This window comes from Prauserella halophila (genome assembly GCF_024171895.1).
GTDB classification, from domain to species: Bacteria; Actinomycetota; Actinomycetes; order Mycobacteriales; family Pseudonocardiaceae; genus Prauserella; species Prauserella halophila.
Genome location: NZ_JAMTCQ010000010.1, coordinates 420,180 through 438,291 on the forward strand (window position 1 = coordinate 420,180; position 18,112 = coordinate 438,291).

An 18,112-nucleotide genomic window follows, 5' to 3' on the forward strand; every position below is an offset into this window, starting at 1 on the left:
AGCGGGAGGTGAGCGATGACGACCCTCGTCGAGGCGCCGCAGTCGGCGGAGCCGCCGTCCACGCGAACCCGGTCCCGCCAACGGTCGGCCGCGTGGAAACGCCGTGCTCCGCTGCTGCCCGCACTGCTGTTCACGATCGCGGTCACGCAGGTTCCCTTCCTGGTCACGGTGTTCTACTCGTTCCAGTCGTGGAACATGGTCCGCCCGGGATCTCAGCACTTCGTCGGGTTCGACAACTACGTCGACGTGTTCACCGACTCGGTGTTCCTGCAGGCACTGGGCAACACGGTGACGTTGACCGTCGTGTGCGTGTTCGTGGCGATGCTGCTCGGCCTGGGGCTGGCGCTGCTGCTGGACCGTACGTTCCCCGGCCGCGGCATCGTGCGGACACTGCTGATCACGCCGTTCCTGATCCTGCCCGCGGCCGGTGCGCTGCTGTGGAAGACGACGATGTTCGACCCGACCTACGGCCTGCTCAACTGGGCCTTCGGCGTCGAGGTCGAATGGTTGTCGAACTATCCGCTGGCCGCGGTGATGACGCAGATCGTGTGGCAGTGGACGCCGTTCATGATGCTGCTGATCCTCGCGGGCCTGCAGGCGCAGTCGCGCGAGGTCCTCGAAGCGGCGCAGGTCGACGGCGCGGGCCGGTGGCGGACGTTCGTGTCGATCACGTTGCCCCAACTGTCGCGGTATCTGCAGCTCGCCGTGCTGCTGGGCGCGATCTACATCGTCAACAGCTTCGACGCGATCTACCTGATGACTCAGGGCGGCCCCGGCACGGCGAGCACCAACCTGCCGTACTACATCTACCAGCGCGCGTTCGAGGGATTCGACGTCGGCCAGTCCTCGGCGATGGGTGTGGTCGTCGTGGCGATGACCCTGATCGTGGCGACCTTTGCGCTGCGGCTGATGTTCCGGGCTTTCGACGTCTCGCGTGGGGTGAAGTGACATGACTGCGAGAACGAACCGGCTCGGCCGTGGCGCGCTGACCGGGCTCACCTGGCTCGTCGCGCTGCTGTTCGTGTTCCCGGTGATCTGGATGGTCGTGACCTCGTTCAAGCACGAGGTCGACGCCGCAACCGATCCGCCGACGTTCGCGTTCACGCCGACGCTGGAACAGTTCACGACCATCCTCGACCGCGGGTTCCTGCCGTACCTGGCGAACTCGGCGTTCGTGACGGGGCTGTCGACGTTGCTGGTGCTGCTGCTGGGCGTGCCCGCGGCGTACGCGCTGTCGCTCGCGCCGGTCAAGCAGACGTCCAACGCACTCGGCTTCTTCCTGTCGACGAAGATGCTGCCGATCGTCGCGGCGATCATTCCGCTGTACGTGATCTCGCAGAACCTCGGCATGCTCGACAACGTGTGGGCGCTGATCGTGCTGTACGCGGGCATGAATCTGCCGCTCGCGGTGTGGATGATGCGCTCGTTCTTCCTCGAGGTGCCGACCGAGATGATCGAGGCGGCCAGAGTGGACGGTGCAAAGCTGCCCACGGTGCTGTACCGGGTCGTTCTTCCCGTCGTGGCACCGGGAATCGCGGCCACGGCGCTGATCTGCGTGATCTTCGCGTGGACCGAGTTCTTCTACGCGGTCAACCTCACGGCCGCACAGGCCGGCACCGTGCCGGTGTTCCTGGTCGGGTTCATCACCAGCGAGGGCCTGTTCTGGGCCCAACTGTCGGCCGCGGCGCTGCTCGCCTCGCTGCCGGTGATGATCATCGGCTGGGTCGCACAGAACCACCTGGTACGCGGCCTTTCCATGGGCGCGGTCAAGTAAAGGAGTCACCGATGGCGCAAGTGGCATATGCCGGTGCATCCCGCATCTACCCGGGCGCGCATTCCGTGCGGGCCGTCGACGGTCTGGATCTGTGTGCAGGCGACGGCGAGTTCCTCGTACTCGTCGGGCCGTCGGGTTCGGGCAAGTCGACCGCGCTGCGCATGGCCGCAGGTCTGGAGGACGTCGACGAGGGAACGATCGCGATCGGCGACCGCGACGTCACGCAGCTGCCGCCGAAGGACCGGGACATCGCGATGGTGTTCCAGTCGTACGCGCTGTATCCGCACATGAGTGTGCGGGAGAACATGGCCTTCTCGCTGAAGCTGCGCGGGATGTCCAAAGCCGACGTCCGGGTCAAGGTCGAGGAGGCCGCGGACCTGCTCGACCTGACCCAGTACCTCGACCGCAAACCGAAGGCACTGTCCGGCGGTCAGCGACAGCGTGTCGCGATGGGCAGGGCCATCGTCCGCGAACCGAGCGTGTTCCTCATGGACGAGCCGTTGTCCAATCTGGACGCCAAACTGCGCGTGGAGACGCGGGCCAACATCGCTGCGCTGCAGCGGCGACTCGCCACCACGACGATCTACGTGACACACGACCAGGTGGAGGCGATGACGATGGGCGACCGGGTCGCGGTGCTGCGCGACGGGGTGCTGCAGCAGTGCGCCTCCCCGCAGGAGCTGTACGGCACACCGCGGAACGTGTTCGTCGCCGGGTTCATCGGCTCACCCGCCATGAACCTGCTGACCCTGCCCGTGGACGGCGGCGGGGTGAAACTCGGCGAGCTGAAGGTGCAACTGCCCGTGCGCGCCGAGCAAGGGGAGGTCACGGTCGGGATCCGGCCCGAGTCGCTGTCGCCGGTCGGCGCGGGCGAGGACGGCTTCGACCTGCAGGTGCAGCTCGTCGAGGAGCTCGGCGCGGACGCCTACGTGCACGGCACACTCGCCGGCCACGCCGACAAGGTTGTCGTGCGCACCGACGGCCGCACGCCGCCGAAGCTCGGTGAGGCGATACGGGTGGCGCCCTGCGACACTGGTGAGGTACACGTCTTCGACCCGGAGTCCGGGCTGCGGATCGGCGCGGAATGACCGGCTCCGGGCAGTGACGTCCGGCGGGGACGGCCCGCCGTGGCCGAGTGGCCCGTCAGCCCGGGCCGGGAGCGAAGGGGCGCCTGACACAGTGAGCGAGCTGGTAGCCGGGGTGGATTCGTCGACGCAGTCCACCAAGGTCGTCGTGTGCGATGCCGCGAGTGGCGAGGTGGTGCGGACCGGGCAGGCCGCGCACCCGGACGCCACGGAGGTCGATCCCGCGGAGTGGTGGCGGGCGCTGGGCACCGCCGGTGATGGGCTGCGCGGCGACGTCGCTGCGATCGCCGTTGCCGGTCAGCAGCACGGCATGGTGACTGTCGACGACGACGGCGAGGTGGTGCGGGATGCCTTGCTGTGGAACGACACCCGCTCCGCGGGTGCCGCCGACGAACTCGTCGCCGAACTGGGCGGTGGTCAGCCGTGGGCGGAGGCCGTCGGCTCCGTGCCGCTGGCCAGCTTCACGGTGACGAAGCTGCGCTGGCTCGCCGAGCACGAACCGGACGCGGCCGAGCGCGTCGCGCGGGTGCTGCTGCCCCACGACTGGCTGACCTGGCGCCTGCTCGGCGGGCGCGGCGAGCCGACCACGGACCGCGGCGACGCCTCCGGTACCGGTTACTACTCGGCCGTCGACGGTGCGTACCGCGAGGACCTGCTGGTCAGGGCGTTCGGCAGGGAGGTCGGACTGCCGGCGGTGCTGGGACCGGCCGAGCCTGCGGGACGCACCGCCGACGGCGTACTCGTGGCCGCGGGCACGGGCGACAACATGGCCGCGGGCCTCGCGCTCGAACTCGCCGACGGCGACGTGGCCGTCTCGCTCGGCACGAGCGGCACCGTGTTCGGCGTGTCCGAGAAGCCGGTCGCCGACGGTTCAGGCGTGGTCGCCGGGTTCGCCGATGCCACGGGCCGATACCTGCCGCTGGCGTGCACGCTCAACGCCGCGCGGGTGCTCACCTCCACGGCCGCGATGCTCGGCACCGACCTCGACGGTCTCGACAAGCTGGCCCTGTCGGCCTCGCCCGGCGCCGGCGGGCTGACGCTGCTGCCCTATCTGGACGGGGAGCGGACGCCGAACCTGCCCGACGCCTCGGGCTCGCTGGTCGGGCTCACGCGAGCCAATATGACACCCGCCGATGTGGCGCGCGCCGCCGTCGAGGGGATGCTGTGCGGGCTGGCAGCCGGCCTCGATGCGCTGCGTGAACACGGCGTGGCGGTGCGGCGGGTGCTGCTCACGGGTGGTGCCTCCCGGTCGGCGGCCGTACGGGCGATCGCTCCCGGCGTGTTCGGCACGAGCGTGGTCGTCCCGCCGGAGATGGAGCATGTCGCCGTCGGCGCGGCCCGGCAGGCGGCGTGGGCGCTGCGCGGCGGGCCCGAGCCGCCGACCTGGCGAGCCCACGACGACGGCATCACCCTCACGCCGTCCCCAGCCGACCTCGACGCAGGAGCAGGCGTGGCGGAAGCGCACCGAACGGCGAGGCGGCACCTCCACCCCTGACCACCTTGCGCGTGTCCCGCACTCGGCACCGCGTGTTCTGCACTCAGACCCGCGTGTTCTGCACTCGGCACCGCGCAACACGGCTTCTGGAATCCGCACCGCGCCACGGGTCCCGGAGGGAGCGACACGGTTGGCGATCATCCGAACGGCCGAGTGCGGTACCGGCGCATACAATCCCGGCAGTCCATGATCAGGGTCGGCTTTCTGGAGGATTCCCCGTGAACTCGCAGGCGACACGGCCACGACTGCTGCGGCCGGAAGGGCGCGAACGGTCGGAGGTCGCTCCGATCGAGCTGTTCTTCGACCTGGTGTATGTCTTCACGATCATCCAGGTCTCGCACACGCTCCTCGACCACCTCACGTGGTTCGGCTTCGCAGAGGTGGCCGTGCTGTTCGGCGCGGTGTGGTGGGCGTGGAACTACTCCGCGTGGGCGATGAACTGGCTCGACCCGAGCAGTGGTCTGGTGCGCGTCCTCAACGGGCTGTTGATGCTCGCCGCGCTGGGCATGGCGCTCGCCCTGCCGCACGCGTTCGCCGAGGACGGCCTGCTGTTCGCGGGTTGTTACGTGGCCGCGCAGGTCGGCCGCCCTGCGTTCATGGCTGTGGCGATGCGGGGCCACGTCCTCGCGAAGAACTACACGAACCTGCTCGCGTGGAGCGCGTCGGCGGGCGTGCTGTTCCTCGCGGGCGCCTTCCTCGACACGGTGCCGCGGCTGATCGTCTGGGCCGTCGCGCTGCTGATCGACGTCTCGGGGCCGCGGTTCGAGTTCCGTTTCCCGGGTCTCGGTTCGGCACCCATGCACACCTGGCCGACCGACGCCGCGCATCTGGCCGAACGTAATCGGCTCGTGTTCATCATCGCGCTCGGCGAGTCGATCCTGATCATGGGCAACACGCTGTACGGCATGGACCCGATCACCACACGTGCCGTGCTGGCATCGCTGTTCGGGTTCGTCGGGCTGTTCGTCATGTGGTGGGCGTACTTCGCGCTCGCGGGACACGACACGCAGGCCAGCCAGGGCGATGTGAGCACCAGCGCGCTGCGGTCGGCGTTCGCGTACGCCCACGCACTGATGGTCGCGGGCGCCATCGTCGTCGCCGTGTCGATCGAACTGCGGATCACCCACGAGCACACCGACCCCGCGTTGGTGCTGACCACGGTCGGCGGACCGCTCGTCTATCTCGCGGGCAACATCCTGTTCCTGCGTTCGCGTACCGGAGCGGTGGCCCGCGAACGGTATTTCGCGACAACGGCACTCGTGGTCATCGGCGTTCTCGGGCTGACACTGGGGCACTCCGTCCCGCCGATCGTCGTGGGACTCGCAGTGGTCCTCGTGATGACGACTCTCGCCGTCGCCACCCAGCTGCGCTCGAAACGCCAGGAGGACGCCGGCGCCGAGGCGACCGAGTGACGTCGTGACGCGGACCCGGGCCGGAAACAAGGAGATCGGCATGCCCCGGTGGGCATGCCGATCATTCAACCCGAAAAGAATGTGACGGCCCGATGTTCGACCGCGGCGTGTGAACCCCGGACCGGAAAACACCATTGGGACTACCGGTGATGGTCAGCGGCCGGCCTTCTCTCCCTTGTGCGTGGAGAGGCCACGGCCAACGTCCTGCATCCGGTTCAGCTCGGCGACGTAGCGACGAATCGCGGTGTAGATCACTCGCATTTTTTGACACCTCCTTTCTTGACCGCGCTCGCCGTCCCATTGGCGAGGGGACTCGTCCGTCGGCGCACAACGCTGCCGCACTCGCGAGTTGTGGGGTTGCCGGGTGAGTCCCTCGGCGCTGGGGGACGTTGCCCAACGCACCCACAATGTGCCATGGGTGACTCCGCGGACGCCAGCCCGCAAATGTGCAAAAAATCGCAGGTCAAAGCTGTAATACGAGGCCGAGTCGGAGCGATCCTCAGGCGAGAGTCTTTCCTGTCGTTGCCCGGTCAGGGCCCTACCTCGTGGGCGCTTGCGCTAAACGTGCCGAACGGGCGAGCCGGCCGTCATCCTACCGGCGCATCGACAACTCGCCTGCCGGTCGGTGTTCGGCGGGCCGGCAGCTGTCGGGGCGTCGATTCGCGGCCGGGAACGACGCCGGGAAACGTCGCCGGGACGTCGACCTGAATGCAGGACACGCGGTGCCGAATGCAGGACACGTGGTGCCGAATGCAGAACACGCGCCCACGTAGGCAACCCGCGCGGTGGGATTAGTCGAGGGTGGCGAGTTTGCGGGTCAGGACGGTGCGTTCGCGGTCGTTGCCGCACTGCGACACGGCACGTTCCAATTCGGCGCGTGCCTCGGCGGTGCGGCCGAGCCGGAGCAGCAGTTCCCCGCGCACGCCTGCCACCTGGTGCGAGCCCGGGAGTCCCTCGGCGACCGCGTCGACCAGCGGCAGCGCTTCGGCGGGGTCGCGGGACACCGCCACCGCGCGGTTCAACTCCACGATCGGTGACGGCGCCAACGTCCCCAGCGCCTCGTACAGCGCGACGATCCGGTCCCAATCCGTCTCGGCCACCGACGGGGCGACGGCGTGGCATTCGGCGATCGCCGCCTGCAACCCGTAGTAGCCGAGGCCGCGGCCGATCCGCTCGGCGGACCGCAGCGCCGCCCTGCCCCTGCGGATCGCCGAGGTGTCCCACAACCGCCGGTTCTGATCCTCGAGCAGCACGGGTTCGCCATCGGCATCCGTCCTCGCCGGGAACCGTGCCGACGTCAGCTCCAGCAGTGCCGACAGCCCGTGCACCTCGTTCTCGCCCGGCATCAGCCGCGCCAGCACCCTCGCGAGCCGCCGCGCTTCGCCTGCCAGGTCGAACCGGATCAGGGAACCGCCCGAACTCGCCGACGACCCTTCGGTGAAGATCACGTACACGACGCTGAGCACGGACGCGAGCCGGCTGCCGAGCTCATCCGCCTGCGGCGCTTCGAATCCCGCGTCCGCCGCGCCGAGCGACTTCTTCGCACGCGTGATGCGCGCCTGCACGGTGGCCGTCGAGACGAGGAACGCCCGCGCGATCTCGTCGCTCGTCAGCCCGCCGACCACGCGCAGCGTCAGCGCAACCCGGGCTTCGCGGGACAACACGGGGTGGCACGCGGTGAACATCAGTGTGAGGACGTCGTCGTCGGTGTCGTCGGGCCGCTCGGGGGCTGGGCCGGTGTCGAGCTGCGGCAGGCGGTCGTCGAGGGCCGACCGCCTGCGGAACGTGTCGATCGCCCGTCGTCTGCCGGTCGTCAGCAGCCACGCCACCGGATCACGCGGGATGCCCTCGCGGGGCCAGTTCACCAGTGCCTCCGCCAGGGCTTCCTGCGCGACGTCCTCGGCCAGCGCGAGATCGCCGGTGTACCGCGCGAGTGCACCGACGATCCGCGCCGACTCGATTCGCCACAGCGCCTCGACCCGGCGCCGGGCCGTGACGGTTTCGGCTGCTCCGCTCACGCCGTGCCGAGCTGCTCCCGCCAGCCTTTCTCCTTCTGGACCCACTCGTTGTCCTGCGGGAACTCGTTGACCTCGGTCACGCGGCGGACCTCCATCTTGCTGCCGGGGCCCTGCAGCGGGGCGCGCTTGGCCCATTCGACGGCCTCTTCCTTCGAGGCGACCTCGAGCATCCAGAAGCCGTTGAACAGCTCCTTGGTCTCGCCGTACGGGCCGTCGGTGACGACCGGGGTCTCGCCGGAGTAATCGACGACCACACCCGGGTCCTGGGGGTCGAGGCCTTCACCGCCGACCATGACCCCGGCGTTGACCATCTCCTCGTTGAACCGGCCCATGACCGCGATCATCTCGTTGAAGTCGAGATCCTTCGACGCCTCGAGGGTCTCGTCGGTGACCCGCATGATCAGCATGAACTTCATTGTCTGCTCCTTCGCCGGTGAAGCCCCCTCGTGGAGCTTCTCACCCGGAGGTCGAACGGGCACCCCCGGAAATCGACAGGTGGGGCGAATTTTCTGCGACAAACTTCGCCGTCGCCGTGCACGGCGGGGGTGGTGCGGCTGTTTTTGCAGGTGAGGAGTGTCCTTGGCGCCTTTCGTTCCGATGCTGCGTCCCGGTGTCGCGCCCTGACGTACGGTGCGGCGCGTGACTCCGATCGACCCTGCCCCGACCGACCCCGCCCCGCCGGAACGGCTCGCCGCGACGGTGTCCGCGTGCCGCGAGCTGATCGAGACCCGCTTTCCCGACGACGTCGAACGCGGGGCCGCGGCCATGCTGCTCGACGACGGCACGATCGTCACCGGCACGGCTCCGGACGTCGCGAACCCCAGTGTGGAGCTCTGCCACGAGACCGAGCCGTTCGCGGCGGCGTTCCGGCTCGGCAGGACGATCGTCGCGTCGGTGTGCCTGGCGCGGGAGGCGCCGAGCCGATTCGTCGTCCTCAGCCCCTGCGGGGTGTGCCGGGAGCGGCTTGCAGGGCACGGGCCGGACGTCCGCGTCGCGGTGCCGCAGCCCGGCGGCGACCGCGGAGACCCGGCGTGGATCACGCTCGGCGAGGCGCTGCCGCACTACTGGGCGGCCGTCTTCGACGACGTCGCGTGGCGCTGAGCCCGACGCCGTCGCGAGGCGGCGGTCGTGAGGAGCGGCCGCGAGGGGGCGCCAGCGAGGGGGCGCCAGCGAGGCGCGGTCGCGTGGCTGTGTCCAGTGCCCCGAAGGTGCCCTTGGGGGCACTGGACGCCCCGAAGGTGCCCTTGGGGGCGTTCGGCCGTTCCCGGGGCGTGGTGGTTTCGTGGCAGGCTTACCGGGGTGAGTACCACCGACGCGGCCAGGTTGCGTGAGCTCGCGCTCCTGCGCAGGGTGCGCGACCGGATCGACAGGGAGTACGCCCAGCCGCTCGACGTCGAGGCGCTGGCGCGTGGTGTGCACCTGTCGGCGGGTCACCTCAGCAGGCGGTTCCGCGAGGCCTACGGCGAATCGCCGTACTCCTACCTGATGACCCGGCGGATCGAACGCGCCATGACCCTCCTGCGCCGCGGCGATCTGAGCGTCACGGAAGTGTGCTTCGAGGTCGGCGGTTCGTCGCTGGGCACGTTCAGCACGCGGTTCAGCGAGCTCGTCGGCATGTCCCCGAGCCGGTACCGGGCGGAGCAGGCCGGGGCGACCGAGGGCATGCCCGCGTGCGTGGCGAAACAGGTCACCAGGCCGATCAGGAATCGAGAAGCGCCCGCGCCACGCAGGTCCTAGCGTGAAGCCATGACCGGTACAGATCTCACCATCGCCCAGGCGATGCTTCCCCTCGCCGACGCGGACGCATCGCTGGCCTTCTACCGTGACGTCCTCGGCTTCGAGGTTCGCAACCACGTCGAGTACGGCGACATGCACTGGATCACCGTCGGCCCGCCGGGCCAGCCGGAGACGTCCATCGTCCTGTACCCGCCCGAGGCCACGCCCGGCCTCACCGACGCCGAGCGCAGCCTCATCGAGGAGATGATGGCCAAGGGCACGTACGCCATGATCAACCTGTCCACCCCGGACGTCGACGCCGCGTTCGCCAGGGTGCAGCAGGGCGACGTCGAGGTCGTCCAGGAGCCGATCGACCAGCCGTACGGCATCCGAGACTGCGCCCTGCGCGACCCCGCCGGCAACATGATCCGCATCCAGCAGGCGGGGTGAGCAGGCGATGACCGCGAAGACCTCGGGCCCGAATGCGCTGTCGCGGTGGATCCAGCACCGGGCCAACGCCTCCACGGCGAAACGCATCCGGCGCAAGGGTGGCCGCTCGATGGGGATGGACCTGTTGATCCTGCACACCGTGGGCAAGCGCAGTGGCGAGCCGCGGGAAACCCCGCTGACCTGGTTCGCCGACGACGACTCCGACGCCTGGCTGGTCATCGCCTCGGGCGGCGGGGAGCGGGCCCCGGACTGGTACGTCAACCTGATGGCCCGTCCGGACGAGGCGACCGCCGAGTGGCACGGGCAGGAGCCCGTCGGCGTGACCCCGCAGGTTCTCGACGGTGCCGAACGCGAGCGGGCGTGGCGGCGCATCGTCACCGAGCAGCCCCGCATCGCGAAGTACCAGCGCAAACACAGCAGGCAATATCCCGTCGTGCGGCTGACCCGCCGCTGAGGCGTGTCGCAGGCGACCGAGACGAACCCACCCACTGGAGAACCGATGAGCATGGACACGCCGGCGGTGCCGGCCGCCGACAGTCACGACCTGATCCGCGTGCAGGGTGCGCGGGAGAACAACCTCGCCGACATCAGCATCGAACTGCCGAAGCGGCGGCTGACGGTGTTCACCGGCGTGTCCGGGTCGGGCAAGAGCTCGCTCGTGTTCGCGACGATCGCCGCGGAATCGCAGCGGCTGATCAACGAGACGTACAGCACGTTCGTGCAGGGCTTCATGCCGAGGTTGGCGCGCCCGGACGTCGACGTTCTCGACGGCCTGACCACGGCGATCATCGTGGACCAGGAGCGGATGGCTGCCGATCCGCGGTCGACGGTGGGCACGGCGACCGACACCGGTGCGATGCTGCGGATCCTGTTCAGCAAACTGGGCGAGCCGCACATCGGGTCGCCGAAGGCGTTCTCGTTCAACGTCGCGTCGGTCAGCGGTGCCGGTGCGATCACGACGGAACGTGGCGGCAAGAAGGTCAAGGAGCGGCGCAGCTTCAACGTGCTCGGCGGCATGTGCTCGGAGTGCGAAGGCACCGGCAGGGTCACCGACTTCGACCTGTCGGCCATGTACGACGACAGCAAGTCGCTGCGAGAGGGTCCGTTCACGATTCCCGGCTGGGGTGCCGAAGGGTGGTACGGGCGCATCTACATCGGCTGCGGCTTCTTCGACCCGGACAAGCCGCTGCGTGAGTTCAGCAAGTCCGAATTGGACGATCTGCTGTACAAGGAACCCACGAAGATCAAGGTCGACGGGATCAACCTCACCTACGAGGGCATCATCCCGAAGCTGCAGAAGTCGATGCTGTCGAAGGACCGCGAGGCGATGCAGCCGCACATCCGTGCGTTCGTCGACAGGGCGATCACGTTCACGGCGTGTCCCGAGTGCGACGGCACCCGGCTGAACGAGACCGCGCGTTCGTCGAGGATTGAGGGCGTGAACATCGCCGACGCGTGCGCGATGCAGATCAGCGACCTCGCCGAATGGGTGCGCGGTATCGACGCTCCCCGGGTGCGGCCGCTGCTGGAGACGCTTCAGTCCACACTGGACTCGTTCGTCGAGATCGGGCTCGGATACTTGTCGCTGGACCGGCCGTCCGGAACCCTGTCCGGCGGTGAGGCGCAGCGCACCAAGCTGATCCGCCACCTCGGCTCGTCACTGACCGACGTCACCTATGTCTTCGACGAACCGACCATCGGTCTGCACCCGCACGACATCGCACGCATGAACGGCCTGCTGCTGCGCCTGCGCGACAAGGGCAACACGGTGCTGGTCGTCGAACACAAGCCGGAGACGATCGCCATTGCCGACCACGTCGTCGATCTCGGTCCCGGCGCGGGCACCGACGGCGGAACGGTGTGTTTCGAGGGCACGCTCGACGGGCTGCGCGGCAGCGACACGCTCACCGGAAAGCACCTCGACGACCGTGCTGCGCTGAAGCCGTCGGTGCGCGCCGCCGCCGGGGCACTGGAGATCCGCGGTGCCGACCTGCACAACCTCACCGGCGTCGACGTCGACATCCCGCTCGGCGTGCTCACCGTTGTCACGGGTGTGGCCGGGTCGGGCAAGAGTTCGCTGATCCACGGCTCGCTGGGCGGACGCGACGACGTCGCGATCGTCGATCAGAGCGCGATCAAGGGCTCGCGCCGCTCGAATCCGGCCACGTACACGGGCGCGCTCGACCCGATCCGCAAAGCGTTCGCGAAGGCCGGCGGCGTCAAACCGGGGCTGTTCAGCGCGAACTCCGACGGCGCGTGCCCGAATTGCAACGGCGCTGGTGTCATCTACCTCGACCTGGCGATCATGGCGGGAGTCCCGACGCCCTGCGAGGTGTGCGAGGGCAGGCGGTTCCAGGCGGAGGTGCTGGAGTACGAACTGGGCGGCAAGGACATCAGCGAGGTGCTCGCGATGTCGGTGGCGCACGCCGAGGAGTTCTTCTCCTCGGGAGAAGCGAAAATCCCTGCGGCGCACAAGATCCTGAAGCGGCTCGACGACGTCGGCCTCGGGTACCTGACGCTCGGACAGCCGTTGACCACGTTGTCCGGCGGCGAGCGGCAACGGCTCAAGCTTGCCACGCGGATGACCGAGGGCGCGGGCGTGTACGTGCTGGACGAGCCGACCACCGGTCTGCACCTCGCCGACGTCGATCAGCTGCTGGCGTTGCTGGACGGGCTGGTCGATTCCGGCAAGTCGGTCGTGGTCATCGAGCACCACCAGGCGGTGATGGCTCACGCCGACTGGATCATCGACCTCGGCCCCGGTGCCGGCCACGACGGTGGCCGGATCGTCTACGAAGGCACGCCCGCCGACCTGGTCGCCTCCCGCCCGACTCTGACGGGCCAGCACCTCGCCGGCTACGTCGCCTGACCACCGGGGCCGTGTTGTCGATTCCGGAGGCCGTGTTGCGCTTTCCAGGGATCGTGTTGCGGCGTCCGGGGTTCGTGTTGTCGATTCCGGGGTTCGTGTTGCAGTTCCCGGGGTGTGCACACAGAACCGCCCCGGTTCGGTCCTCGGGGGATGACGAACCGGGGCGGTTCCGGCCGGCTCCAGGCCGGGCCATGTATGCACGGACAAGGCGCGAGGGGGAGGCCGCTGCCTGTGCATACCCCCAGCGGCCCGGTGGGACCGGTGGTTGGACCACCGCGCGAGTGGGAGGGAGCTTCCGGGGCTCGTGCCACTCGCCCGTGCGGCGGAGGAACTCCTTCCGCGGGCCGAACGGTTCTCACCGGGCTCGACCGGCCCGCGGGGGCGATCAGTTACTGCGCCGGGACTCCTCCCACGTGACCTTCTCCAGGTTGACCGAACCGGCCGCTGTCGTCTGCCCTGCGGTGTTCGGCTCACTGGCGGCCGTGGCCGGTGCGAGTCCCGCCGCGGCCACCGCCGTCAGCAACGCCGTCGCTGCGGACTTGCGCATGGGGTGTCCTCCGCGTCGCATTCGGGATCAGGAACCGCAGTGGCCGAAGTTGCTTGCGAACGACTTGCCGCCGACAGCGCCGCCCCACTTGACGCACTGGTTCGCGGCCTGCGCCTTCACCGGGCCCGCGTAGTAGCTGAACTGGCCCCGGTCGCGCTTGCGGTTCTGCCCCTGGACCTCGAGGAACGACACCGTCCAGCTGGCCTTGCCGATGTTGGTGTTCTTGATCGTGGTGACGCAGTTCTTGCCGGTGTTCGTGTTGTACATCAGGTACACGCGGCCGTTGCCGTCCAGGCCCCGCTGGTTGATCACCTTGAAGCCGTTGCCGCAGATCTCCTTGGGCGTGTACGGGTTGGATCCGCCACCGCCACAGTTCTTGCTCGTGAAATCGGTCTTGGTGAAGTACGGGACGTTCCTGCCGCCGAGGACGACGCGCTTGGCCGAGCCGTAGCGGCGCTGTTCGAAGTGCAGGTGCGGACCGGTCGAACCGCCCGTGTTGCCGACGCGGCCGATCCGGGTGCCCGCGTTGACCTTCTGGCCCACGCTGACGCCCTGCGAGTACAGGTGCGCATACCGGGTCGTCCAGCCGCCGCCGTGGTCGATCTCGATCCACTTGCCGTAGCTGGTGCTGCCCTCATTGGCGACCCGCTTGACGGTGCCCGATGCGGACGCGAGAACCGGAGTCTTCCAGATGCCGGATTTCTGGAAGTCGACGGAGTTCTCGGGACTGTGATCCCGCCACGTGGCCGCGGTCGCGGTGTATCCGCACTTGAACGGCATCTTGAATGCCGGCGCCGCGGACGCCTGGCCTGCGCCGACCGACACCAGCGTGGCGGTCGCCGCGACGGCGACGGCCCCGATGGCCGCCGAGATCTTACGGAACTTCATGACTCTCCTCGCTTCAACAGGTTGATGAGACGTGAATCGGTGACGACGGGATTGAACGAGCAGGTGTGGTTCCGGTCGTCCGGACCCGTGGGAGGGTCTCGCCGGTTCCCGCGTTCAGAAATCGAAATCGATGCGCACTCCGCGTGCGGCCGCTGCGTTCGGCGCGGCCTGCGTGATCATTGCGTCCGTTGGTATCCCTCCCAGGTGCGGATCGGCTCGACCTTGGGCCCGTAGTCGGGCAAGTCGTTGGCGAGTCCGTTCTTGCCGAGGTAGTAGTCGCCGGTCTGTGCGCGGGCGGTTTCGGACTGGTCCGGGTCGCCGAGCGCAACGGCGTGGATGTGCGGACCCCAGTTGCCCTGCGCGGGCGAGCGGTACCAGGCGGCGAATCCGACCTCGCGCATCGCGCGCACGACCTCGGTGCGCTTCTGCCTGCTCATCCCGTCGACGTACAGATCGACCGCGCCGCCGCCGTCATGGGTGCCGGCCGAGGTCGGGTCGCCGCCCGGGTTGTACGACCCCTGCTCGACGTCGAACGTCACGCCGGTCAGCCGTTGCGATTCGAGCAGCATCTCCTTGGTGCGCTTGTTGAACGTCGCGCCGTCCAGCGTCACGCGCGTGCCGGGGCGCACGATGTGGGTGACGTCGAAGGCGTGGTCGCCGAGCGCCGTCAGGGAACGGTGACCGGGGATGCCGTTGGCGGCGAGGCCTTCGTAGCCGAGCGAACGCTGGAACGCGGAGTAGGCGCCGAGGGTGGCGGTGCCGTAGTGGCCGTCGACGTATCGCCGCTCGAGGACGCCGCGTTCGGCGAGCTCGAGCTCGACCTTCTTGACGTGCTCGGCCGCCCCGCCGGTGAGGGTCTGGTCCGGTCGCTGCGGGTCGATCTGCGCGGCCTCGAGGACCGCTGCCATGTTCACCTTCGGCAGCTCCGCGGGTCCGGCTGCGGCGGCACCGCCTGCCGCAGCCGCGCCGCCGCCTCCGGCCGTGAGACCGGGGTTGCCGGCGGCCGCGTACACCGGCAGGACGGCCAGCACCGCCGCCGCGGCGAGGCCGGTCACCGACGTCGGCACCAGTCTCGTGGTGCGGCGCTTCGCTTTCATCGCTTCCTCTTCCAGCTGTGGTGTGTTCTTGCTGGAACGAAGAGTGGCGAACACGACCCGTGTCCGGAACGCGTTCGGCGATCCTCCTGACGCCGTATGACACCGGTTGACAGTTCCGGGATCCGCCCGTTTCCGTGCAAAATAGCTGGTCAGGACCGTATGGCAGCCGGGGTCGGTAGGAGGTCGAGCGCCGCATCGTGTGACGCTCCGGGCGCCCGCCGAAGTCCGGGACGTGATTTTTGACAGATCGGCAACCGCTGCGGGGTAGCCGGCGTCACACTCGCAGACGCTCGAGAAGGAGGACCTGAGCCGTGTCCGATGCCGAAGGTGAGCAGAGGTCGCCTGCGCTCGAGGAGTTCATGGCGGAGCTGAAGCGACTCAGACAGCAGGCGGGGAATCCGTCGTTTCGCAAGATGGCCGAGCTCTCGGGTGCGGTGTCGCACGCGACGCTCCATCTGACCGTGACCGGGCGCCGATTGCAGCCGTGGGAGACGGTGCGCGAGTTCGTGCGTGCCTGCGGCGGCGACGAAGCGGAGTGGTGTGCGCGGTACCGCCGCACCAGCGCCGTGCTGTCGGGGGAACTGCCGGAACCGGCAGAGCGCGCGGGCCGTGCCGACGGCACCCGAACCGATGACTCGGCGGAGTCGGCGGACGCTGCGGGCACGGCGGCGTCCCCGGGAGCATCCTCGGAAGCCGCGTCGGACGGAACCGGCCTCCCCGTCGACACGGCCGAGCTGGACGAGAACTCGGGCGCCGGTGTTGCGGTCGGCGACTCGTCGGCAGGTCGCCGATTCTCGCGGCGCTGGCTCGCGGTGCCGGTGGCGGTCCTCGCGGTGGTCGCGGTGGTGGCCGGGCTGTGGATGTTCGGCGGTGACGACGGGCGTGCCGAGGCGGGCGACCAGCAGGGCGGCAGCGGCGACACCAGCAGCTCACCCGAGCCGGAGGCGCTGACGGAACCGGTGCACGAGGGCGATGCCAGCAAACTGTCCCGTGACCTCGGCATCCAGGACGGTGCGGTCGTCGCGCCGAGGCAACAGTTCACGCGCACGTTCGAACTGCACAACGTCGGCACGGTGGAGTGGAAGGGCCGCTACTTGCAGCGGATGGATCACGAGCAGGGCCCGCGCCACTGCACCGCCCCGAGACGCGTCCGGATCGCGGACACACCCCCTGGCGAGAAGGTGACGGTGCCGGTGACCGCGCGCGCGGCGAGTGAGCCCACGAACTGCAAGGTGCACTGGAAGATGGTCGATCACACCGGGAGGCAGCTGCTGCCGGAGTACCGGCCTGCGTACTTCCTCGTCCACGTCCGCGCCGGCTCGTCGGGTCCGAGCGACTAGGAGGTAACGAGCGCATCGCCGACGTGCGTGGCCTCGCCGTCCGGTAGGGCGGTGCGCGGCCGTCGGCGGGTACCGGCGTGCCGTGCCGCGCGGACGTGGCCCGCCTTCCGGTGGGTCACTGCCGGAACAGCGCGGCCGCCTCGTCGAGCTTCGCGACGTGTTCTTGCCATGCCGCACGCTGCTCGTACGGGAGGTTCGAGGCCGATCGGGTGTAGCCGACCGCGCCGTCGAGTTGCTCGCGAAGGATGTCGGCGTGTCCCGCGTGCCGCTGCGCGTCGGCGATGACGTGCACGGCGATCTGGTGCAGCGTCACCGGATTGCGATGTGCAGGCCAGTGAGGGACGTGACCGAGCGTGTCGAGGTTCGCGTCGCCGAGTACGGCGTCGGTGTTGGCCCAGGCAGTGCGATACAGCGCGAAAATGTCCTCGCGGGATTCGCCGGGTTGTGCCCACATGTCGACGAGGGGGTCGGCGTCCACCTCGTCGAGCCATGCGGGAGCGCCGCGCGGGGTGCGGCCGAACGTCTCGCCGAAGTAGCCGAACTCGACTCCTGCGGCGTGTTTCACCAGGCCGAGCAGGTTCGTACCGGTCGGCGTGAGAGGTCTGCGGGCGTCGTACTCGCCGACACCGTCGAGTTTCCACAGCAGCGCGTCGCGTGCCTGCTGCAGGTATCGCAGCAGGGTTCCGGTCTGCGTGCCGGGATCGCCGGTTTCCGGTGCTCGATCGTTCACCACGGTGAGCCTAAGCCGTTCGGGAAACGTGATCGACACAGCCGTCCGGTCGAAGGGCCGGGCGGTGTTCTCGGGCTCGGCTCGCCGGTGGTGCCTGGCCGCGAGAGCGATTCGTCCGCGAGGTTTCCGCTCGAGAGATGCGGGAACGTCTATGCGTGCCCTGATGGATCCCGAAGGAAGGAGCGGCCATGGCCGCCTGTGAGGTCTGCGGCAACGACTACGAGCTGACGTTCGAGATTCGTACCCAGGATGGCGGCGTGCACGTTTTCGATTCGTTCGAATGCGCGATTCACCGGTTGGCGCCCGTGTGTGAACACTGCGGCTGCCGGGTGATCGGCCACGGGGCGTCGGTCGACGGCCGGTTCTTCTGCTGCGCGCACTGTGCCCGCACGGCCACCGGTATCGGAGCCGAGCTGCAGGACGCCGTCGGCACCGCATAGGCATTCGTCGATACCGCCTCCTGCCGCACCGGCCGCCGGTTCGGCGGTATTGTCCCCGCTGTCGGTACTGTCGGTACTGTCGGTTCCGGAAAACTCGGGGAGGTCTGTGACCGGCCGGAATAGTGGCACCGGCCGGCCTGCGACGTGCCGGCCTGCCCGACGTGACAGCGGCGCGCGAAACGCCGCGCGAGCCGCCGTGACAGCGGCGCGCGAACACTGTCGCCCAGTGGTGCGATCCCGTACCGTCGTGC

18 protein-coding genes are annotated in these 18,112 nt (G+C 69.1%); 12 read left to right on the forward strand and 6 right to left on the reverse strand.

What is annotated here, in order from left to right; all coding sequences use genetic code 11:
* Positions 1-15 precede the first annotated feature (15 nt).
* From LY41_RS14360 to LY41_RS14380, 5 genes are all read left to right on the forward strand, one after another.
* Positions 16-948, forward strand: a complete 933-nt coding sequence (locus LY41_RS14360; protein WP_253864491.1) for a carbohydrate ABC transporter permease — start codon at positions 16-18, stop codon at positions 946-948.
* A gap of 1 nt (position 949) precedes the next feature.
* A complete protein-coding gene (locus LY41_RS14365; protein ID WP_253864492.1) occupies positions 950-1,774 on the forward strand; it encodes a carbohydrate ABC transporter permease in 825 nt (274 codons plus the stop codon).
* Positions 1,775-1,785: 11 nt separating this feature from the next.
* Positions 1,786-2,862, forward strand: coding sequence for an ABC transporter ATP-binding protein (locus tag LY41_RS14370; protein WP_253864493.1), 1,077 nt, complete (start codon positions 1,786-1,788; stop codon positions 2,860-2,862).
* A gap of 91 nt (positions 2,863-2,953) precedes the next feature.
* A complete protein-coding gene (gene xylB / locus LY41_RS14375; RefSeq protein ID WP_253864494.1) occupies positions 2,954-4,354 on the forward strand; it encodes a xylulokinase in 1,401 nt (466 codons plus the stop codon).
* Positions 4,355-4,572: 218 nt separating this feature from the next.
* Entirely contained in the window at positions 4,573-5,766 is a 1,194-nt protein-coding gene (locus LY41_RS14380; RefSeq protein ID WP_253864495.1) for a low temperature requirement protein A, read from the forward strand.
* 791 nt (positions 5,767-6,557) lie between these two features.
* Here the strand turns inward: LY41_RS14380 and LY41_RS14385 are convergent.
* Together LY41_RS14385 and LY41_RS14390 are read right to left on the reverse strand one after the other, a co-directional pair.
* A complete protein-coding gene (locus LY41_RS14385) occupies positions 6,558-7,784 on the reverse strand; it encodes an RNA polymerase sigma factor (protein WP_253864496.1) in 1,227 nt (408 codons plus the stop codon).
* Entirely contained in the window at positions 7,781-8,200 is a 420-nt protein-coding gene (locus LY41_RS14390) for a YciI family protein (protein WP_253864497.1), read from the reverse strand. Before LY41_RS14390 ends, LY41_RS14385 begins: the two co-directional genes overlap by 4 nt.
* 223 nt (positions 8,201-8,423) lie before the next feature.
* Between LY41_RS14390 and LY41_RS14395 the strand changes: the two genes are divergently transcribed.
* From LY41_RS14395 to LY41_RS14415, 5 genes are all read left to right on the forward strand, one after another.
* Complete coding sequence (locus LY41_RS14395) at positions 8,424-8,885, forward strand: cytidine deaminase (RefSeq protein WP_253864498.1); 462 nt, start codon at positions 8,424-8,426, stop codon at positions 8,883-8,885.
* A gap of 198 nt (positions 8,886-9,083) precedes the next feature.
* On the forward strand, positions 9,084-9,521 hold the full coding sequence (locus LY41_RS14400; protein ID WP_253864499.1) for a helix-turn-helix transcriptional regulator: 438 nt from the start codon (positions 9,084-9,086) through the stop codon (positions 9,519-9,521).
* A gap of 9 nt (positions 9,522-9,530) precedes the next feature.
* Positions 9,531-9,950: a VOC family protein gene (locus tag LY41_RS14405; RefSeq protein WP_253864500.1), complete on the forward strand. Its 420-nt coding sequence runs from the start codon at positions 9,531-9,533 to the stop codon at positions 9,948-9,950.
* A gap of 7 nt (positions 9,951-9,957) precedes the next feature.
* Complete coding sequence (locus tag LY41_RS14410) at positions 9,958-10,404, forward strand: nitroreductase family deazaflavin-dependent oxidoreductase (RefSeq protein WP_253864501.1); 447 nt, start codon at positions 9,958-9,960, stop codon at positions 10,402-10,404.
* A gap of 45 nt (positions 10,405-10,449) precedes the next feature.
* Positions 10,450-12,819, forward strand: a complete 2,370-nt coding sequence (locus LY41_RS14415; protein ID WP_253864502.1) for an ATP-binding cassette domain-containing protein — start codon at positions 10,450-10,452, stop codon at positions 12,817-12,819.
* Positions 12,820-13,204: 385 nt separating this feature from the next.
* On the opposite strand, the gene LY41_RS14420 is transcribed toward LY41_RS14415, so the two are convergent.
* The 3 genes from LY41_RS14420 to LY41_RS14430 all read right to left on the reverse strand — a co-directional run bounded on the left by LY41_RS14420 (position 13,205) and on the right by LY41_RS14430 (position 15,351).
* Positions 13,205-13,366, reverse strand: a complete 162-nt coding sequence (locus tag LY41_RS14420) for a hypothetical protein (RefSeq protein WP_253864503.1) — start codon at positions 13,364-13,366, stop codon at positions 13,205-13,207.
* Positions 13,367-13,393: 27 nt separating this feature from the next.
* Positions 13,394-14,254 carry a M23 family metallopeptidase gene (locus LY41_RS14425; protein WP_253864504.1) on the reverse strand — a complete coding sequence of 287 codons (861 nt, stop codon included), beginning with the start codon at positions 14,252-14,254 and terminating at the stop codon, positions 13,394-13,396.
* 176 nt (positions 14,255-14,430) lie between these two features.
* Entirely contained in the window at positions 14,431-15,351 is a 921-nt protein-coding gene (locus tag LY41_RS14430; RefSeq protein WP_253864505.1) for a peptidoglycan-binding protein, read from the reverse strand.
* Between the two features lie 311 nt (positions 15,352-15,662).
* Between LY41_RS14430 and LY41_RS14435 the strand changes: the two genes are divergently transcribed.
* On the forward strand, positions 15,663-16,691 hold the full coding sequence (locus LY41_RS14435; RefSeq protein ID WP_253864506.1) for an NBR1-Ig-like domain-containing protein: 1,029 nt from the start codon (positions 15,663-15,665) through the stop codon (positions 16,689-16,691).
* A 115-nt stretch (positions 16,692-16,806) separates the two neighbouring features.
* Here the strand turns inward: LY41_RS14435 and LY41_RS14440 are convergent, their stop codons facing one another.
* Positions 16,807-17,421, reverse strand: a complete 615-nt coding sequence (locus LY41_RS14440; RefSeq protein WP_253864507.1) for a DinB family protein — start codon at positions 17,419-17,421, stop codon at positions 16,807-16,809.
* A 188-nt stretch (positions 17,422-17,609) separates the two neighbouring features.
* Here LY41_RS14440 and LY41_RS14445 point away from each other — a divergent pair, with 188 nt between their 5' ends.
* Entirely contained in the window at positions 17,610-17,861 is a 252-nt protein-coding gene (locus LY41_RS14445; protein ID WP_253864508.1) for a metallothionein, read from the forward strand.
* Positions 17,862-18,112 lie beyond the last annotated feature (251 nt).

Bases quoted from the DNA above. Each gene is read 5' to 3' on its own strand.
- LY41_RS14360 (WP_253864491.1), top strand. From the start codon at position 16: ATGACGACCCTCGTCGAGGCGCCGCAGTCGGCGGAGCCGCCGTCCACG.
- LY41_RS14365 (WP_253864492.1), top strand. From the start codon at position 950: ATGACTGCGAGAACGAACCGGCTCGGCCGTGGCGCGCTGACCGGGCTC.
- LY41_RS14370 (WP_253864493.1), top strand. From the start codon at position 1,786: ATGGCGCAAGTGGCATATGCCGGTGCATCCCGCATCTACCCGGGCGCG.
- LY41_RS14390 (WP_253864497.1), bottom strand. From the start codon at position 8,200: ATGAAGTTCATGCTGATCATGCGGGTCACCGACGAGACCCTCGAGGCG.
- LY41_RS14405 (WP_253864500.1), top strand. From the start codon at position 9,531: ATGACCGGTACAGATCTCACCATCGCCCAGGCGATGCTTCCCCTCGCC.
- LY41_RS14410 (WP_253864501.1), top strand. From the start codon at position 9,958: ATGACCGCGAAGACCTCGGGCCCGAATGCGCTGTCGCGGTGGATCCAG.
- LY41_RS14415 (WP_253864502.1), top strand. From the start codon at position 10,450: ATGAGCATGGACACGCCGGCGGTGCCGGCCGCCGACAGTCACGACCTG.
- LY41_RS14420 (WP_253864503.1), bottom strand. From the start codon at position 13,366: ATGCGCAAGTCCGCAGCGACGGCGTTGCTGACGGCGGTGGCCGCGGCG.
- LY41_RS14425 (WP_253864504.1), bottom strand. From the start codon at position 14,254: ATGAAGTTCCGTAAGATCTCGGCGGCCATCGGGGCCGTCGCCGTCGCG.
- LY41_RS14430 (WP_253864505.1), bottom strand. From the start codon at position 15,351: ATGAAAGCGAAGCGCCGCACCACGAGACTGGTGCCGACGTCGGTGACC.
- LY41_RS14445 (WP_253864508.1), top strand. From the start codon at position 17,610: ATGGCCGCCTGTGAGGTCTGCGGCAACGACTACGAGCTGACGTTCGAG.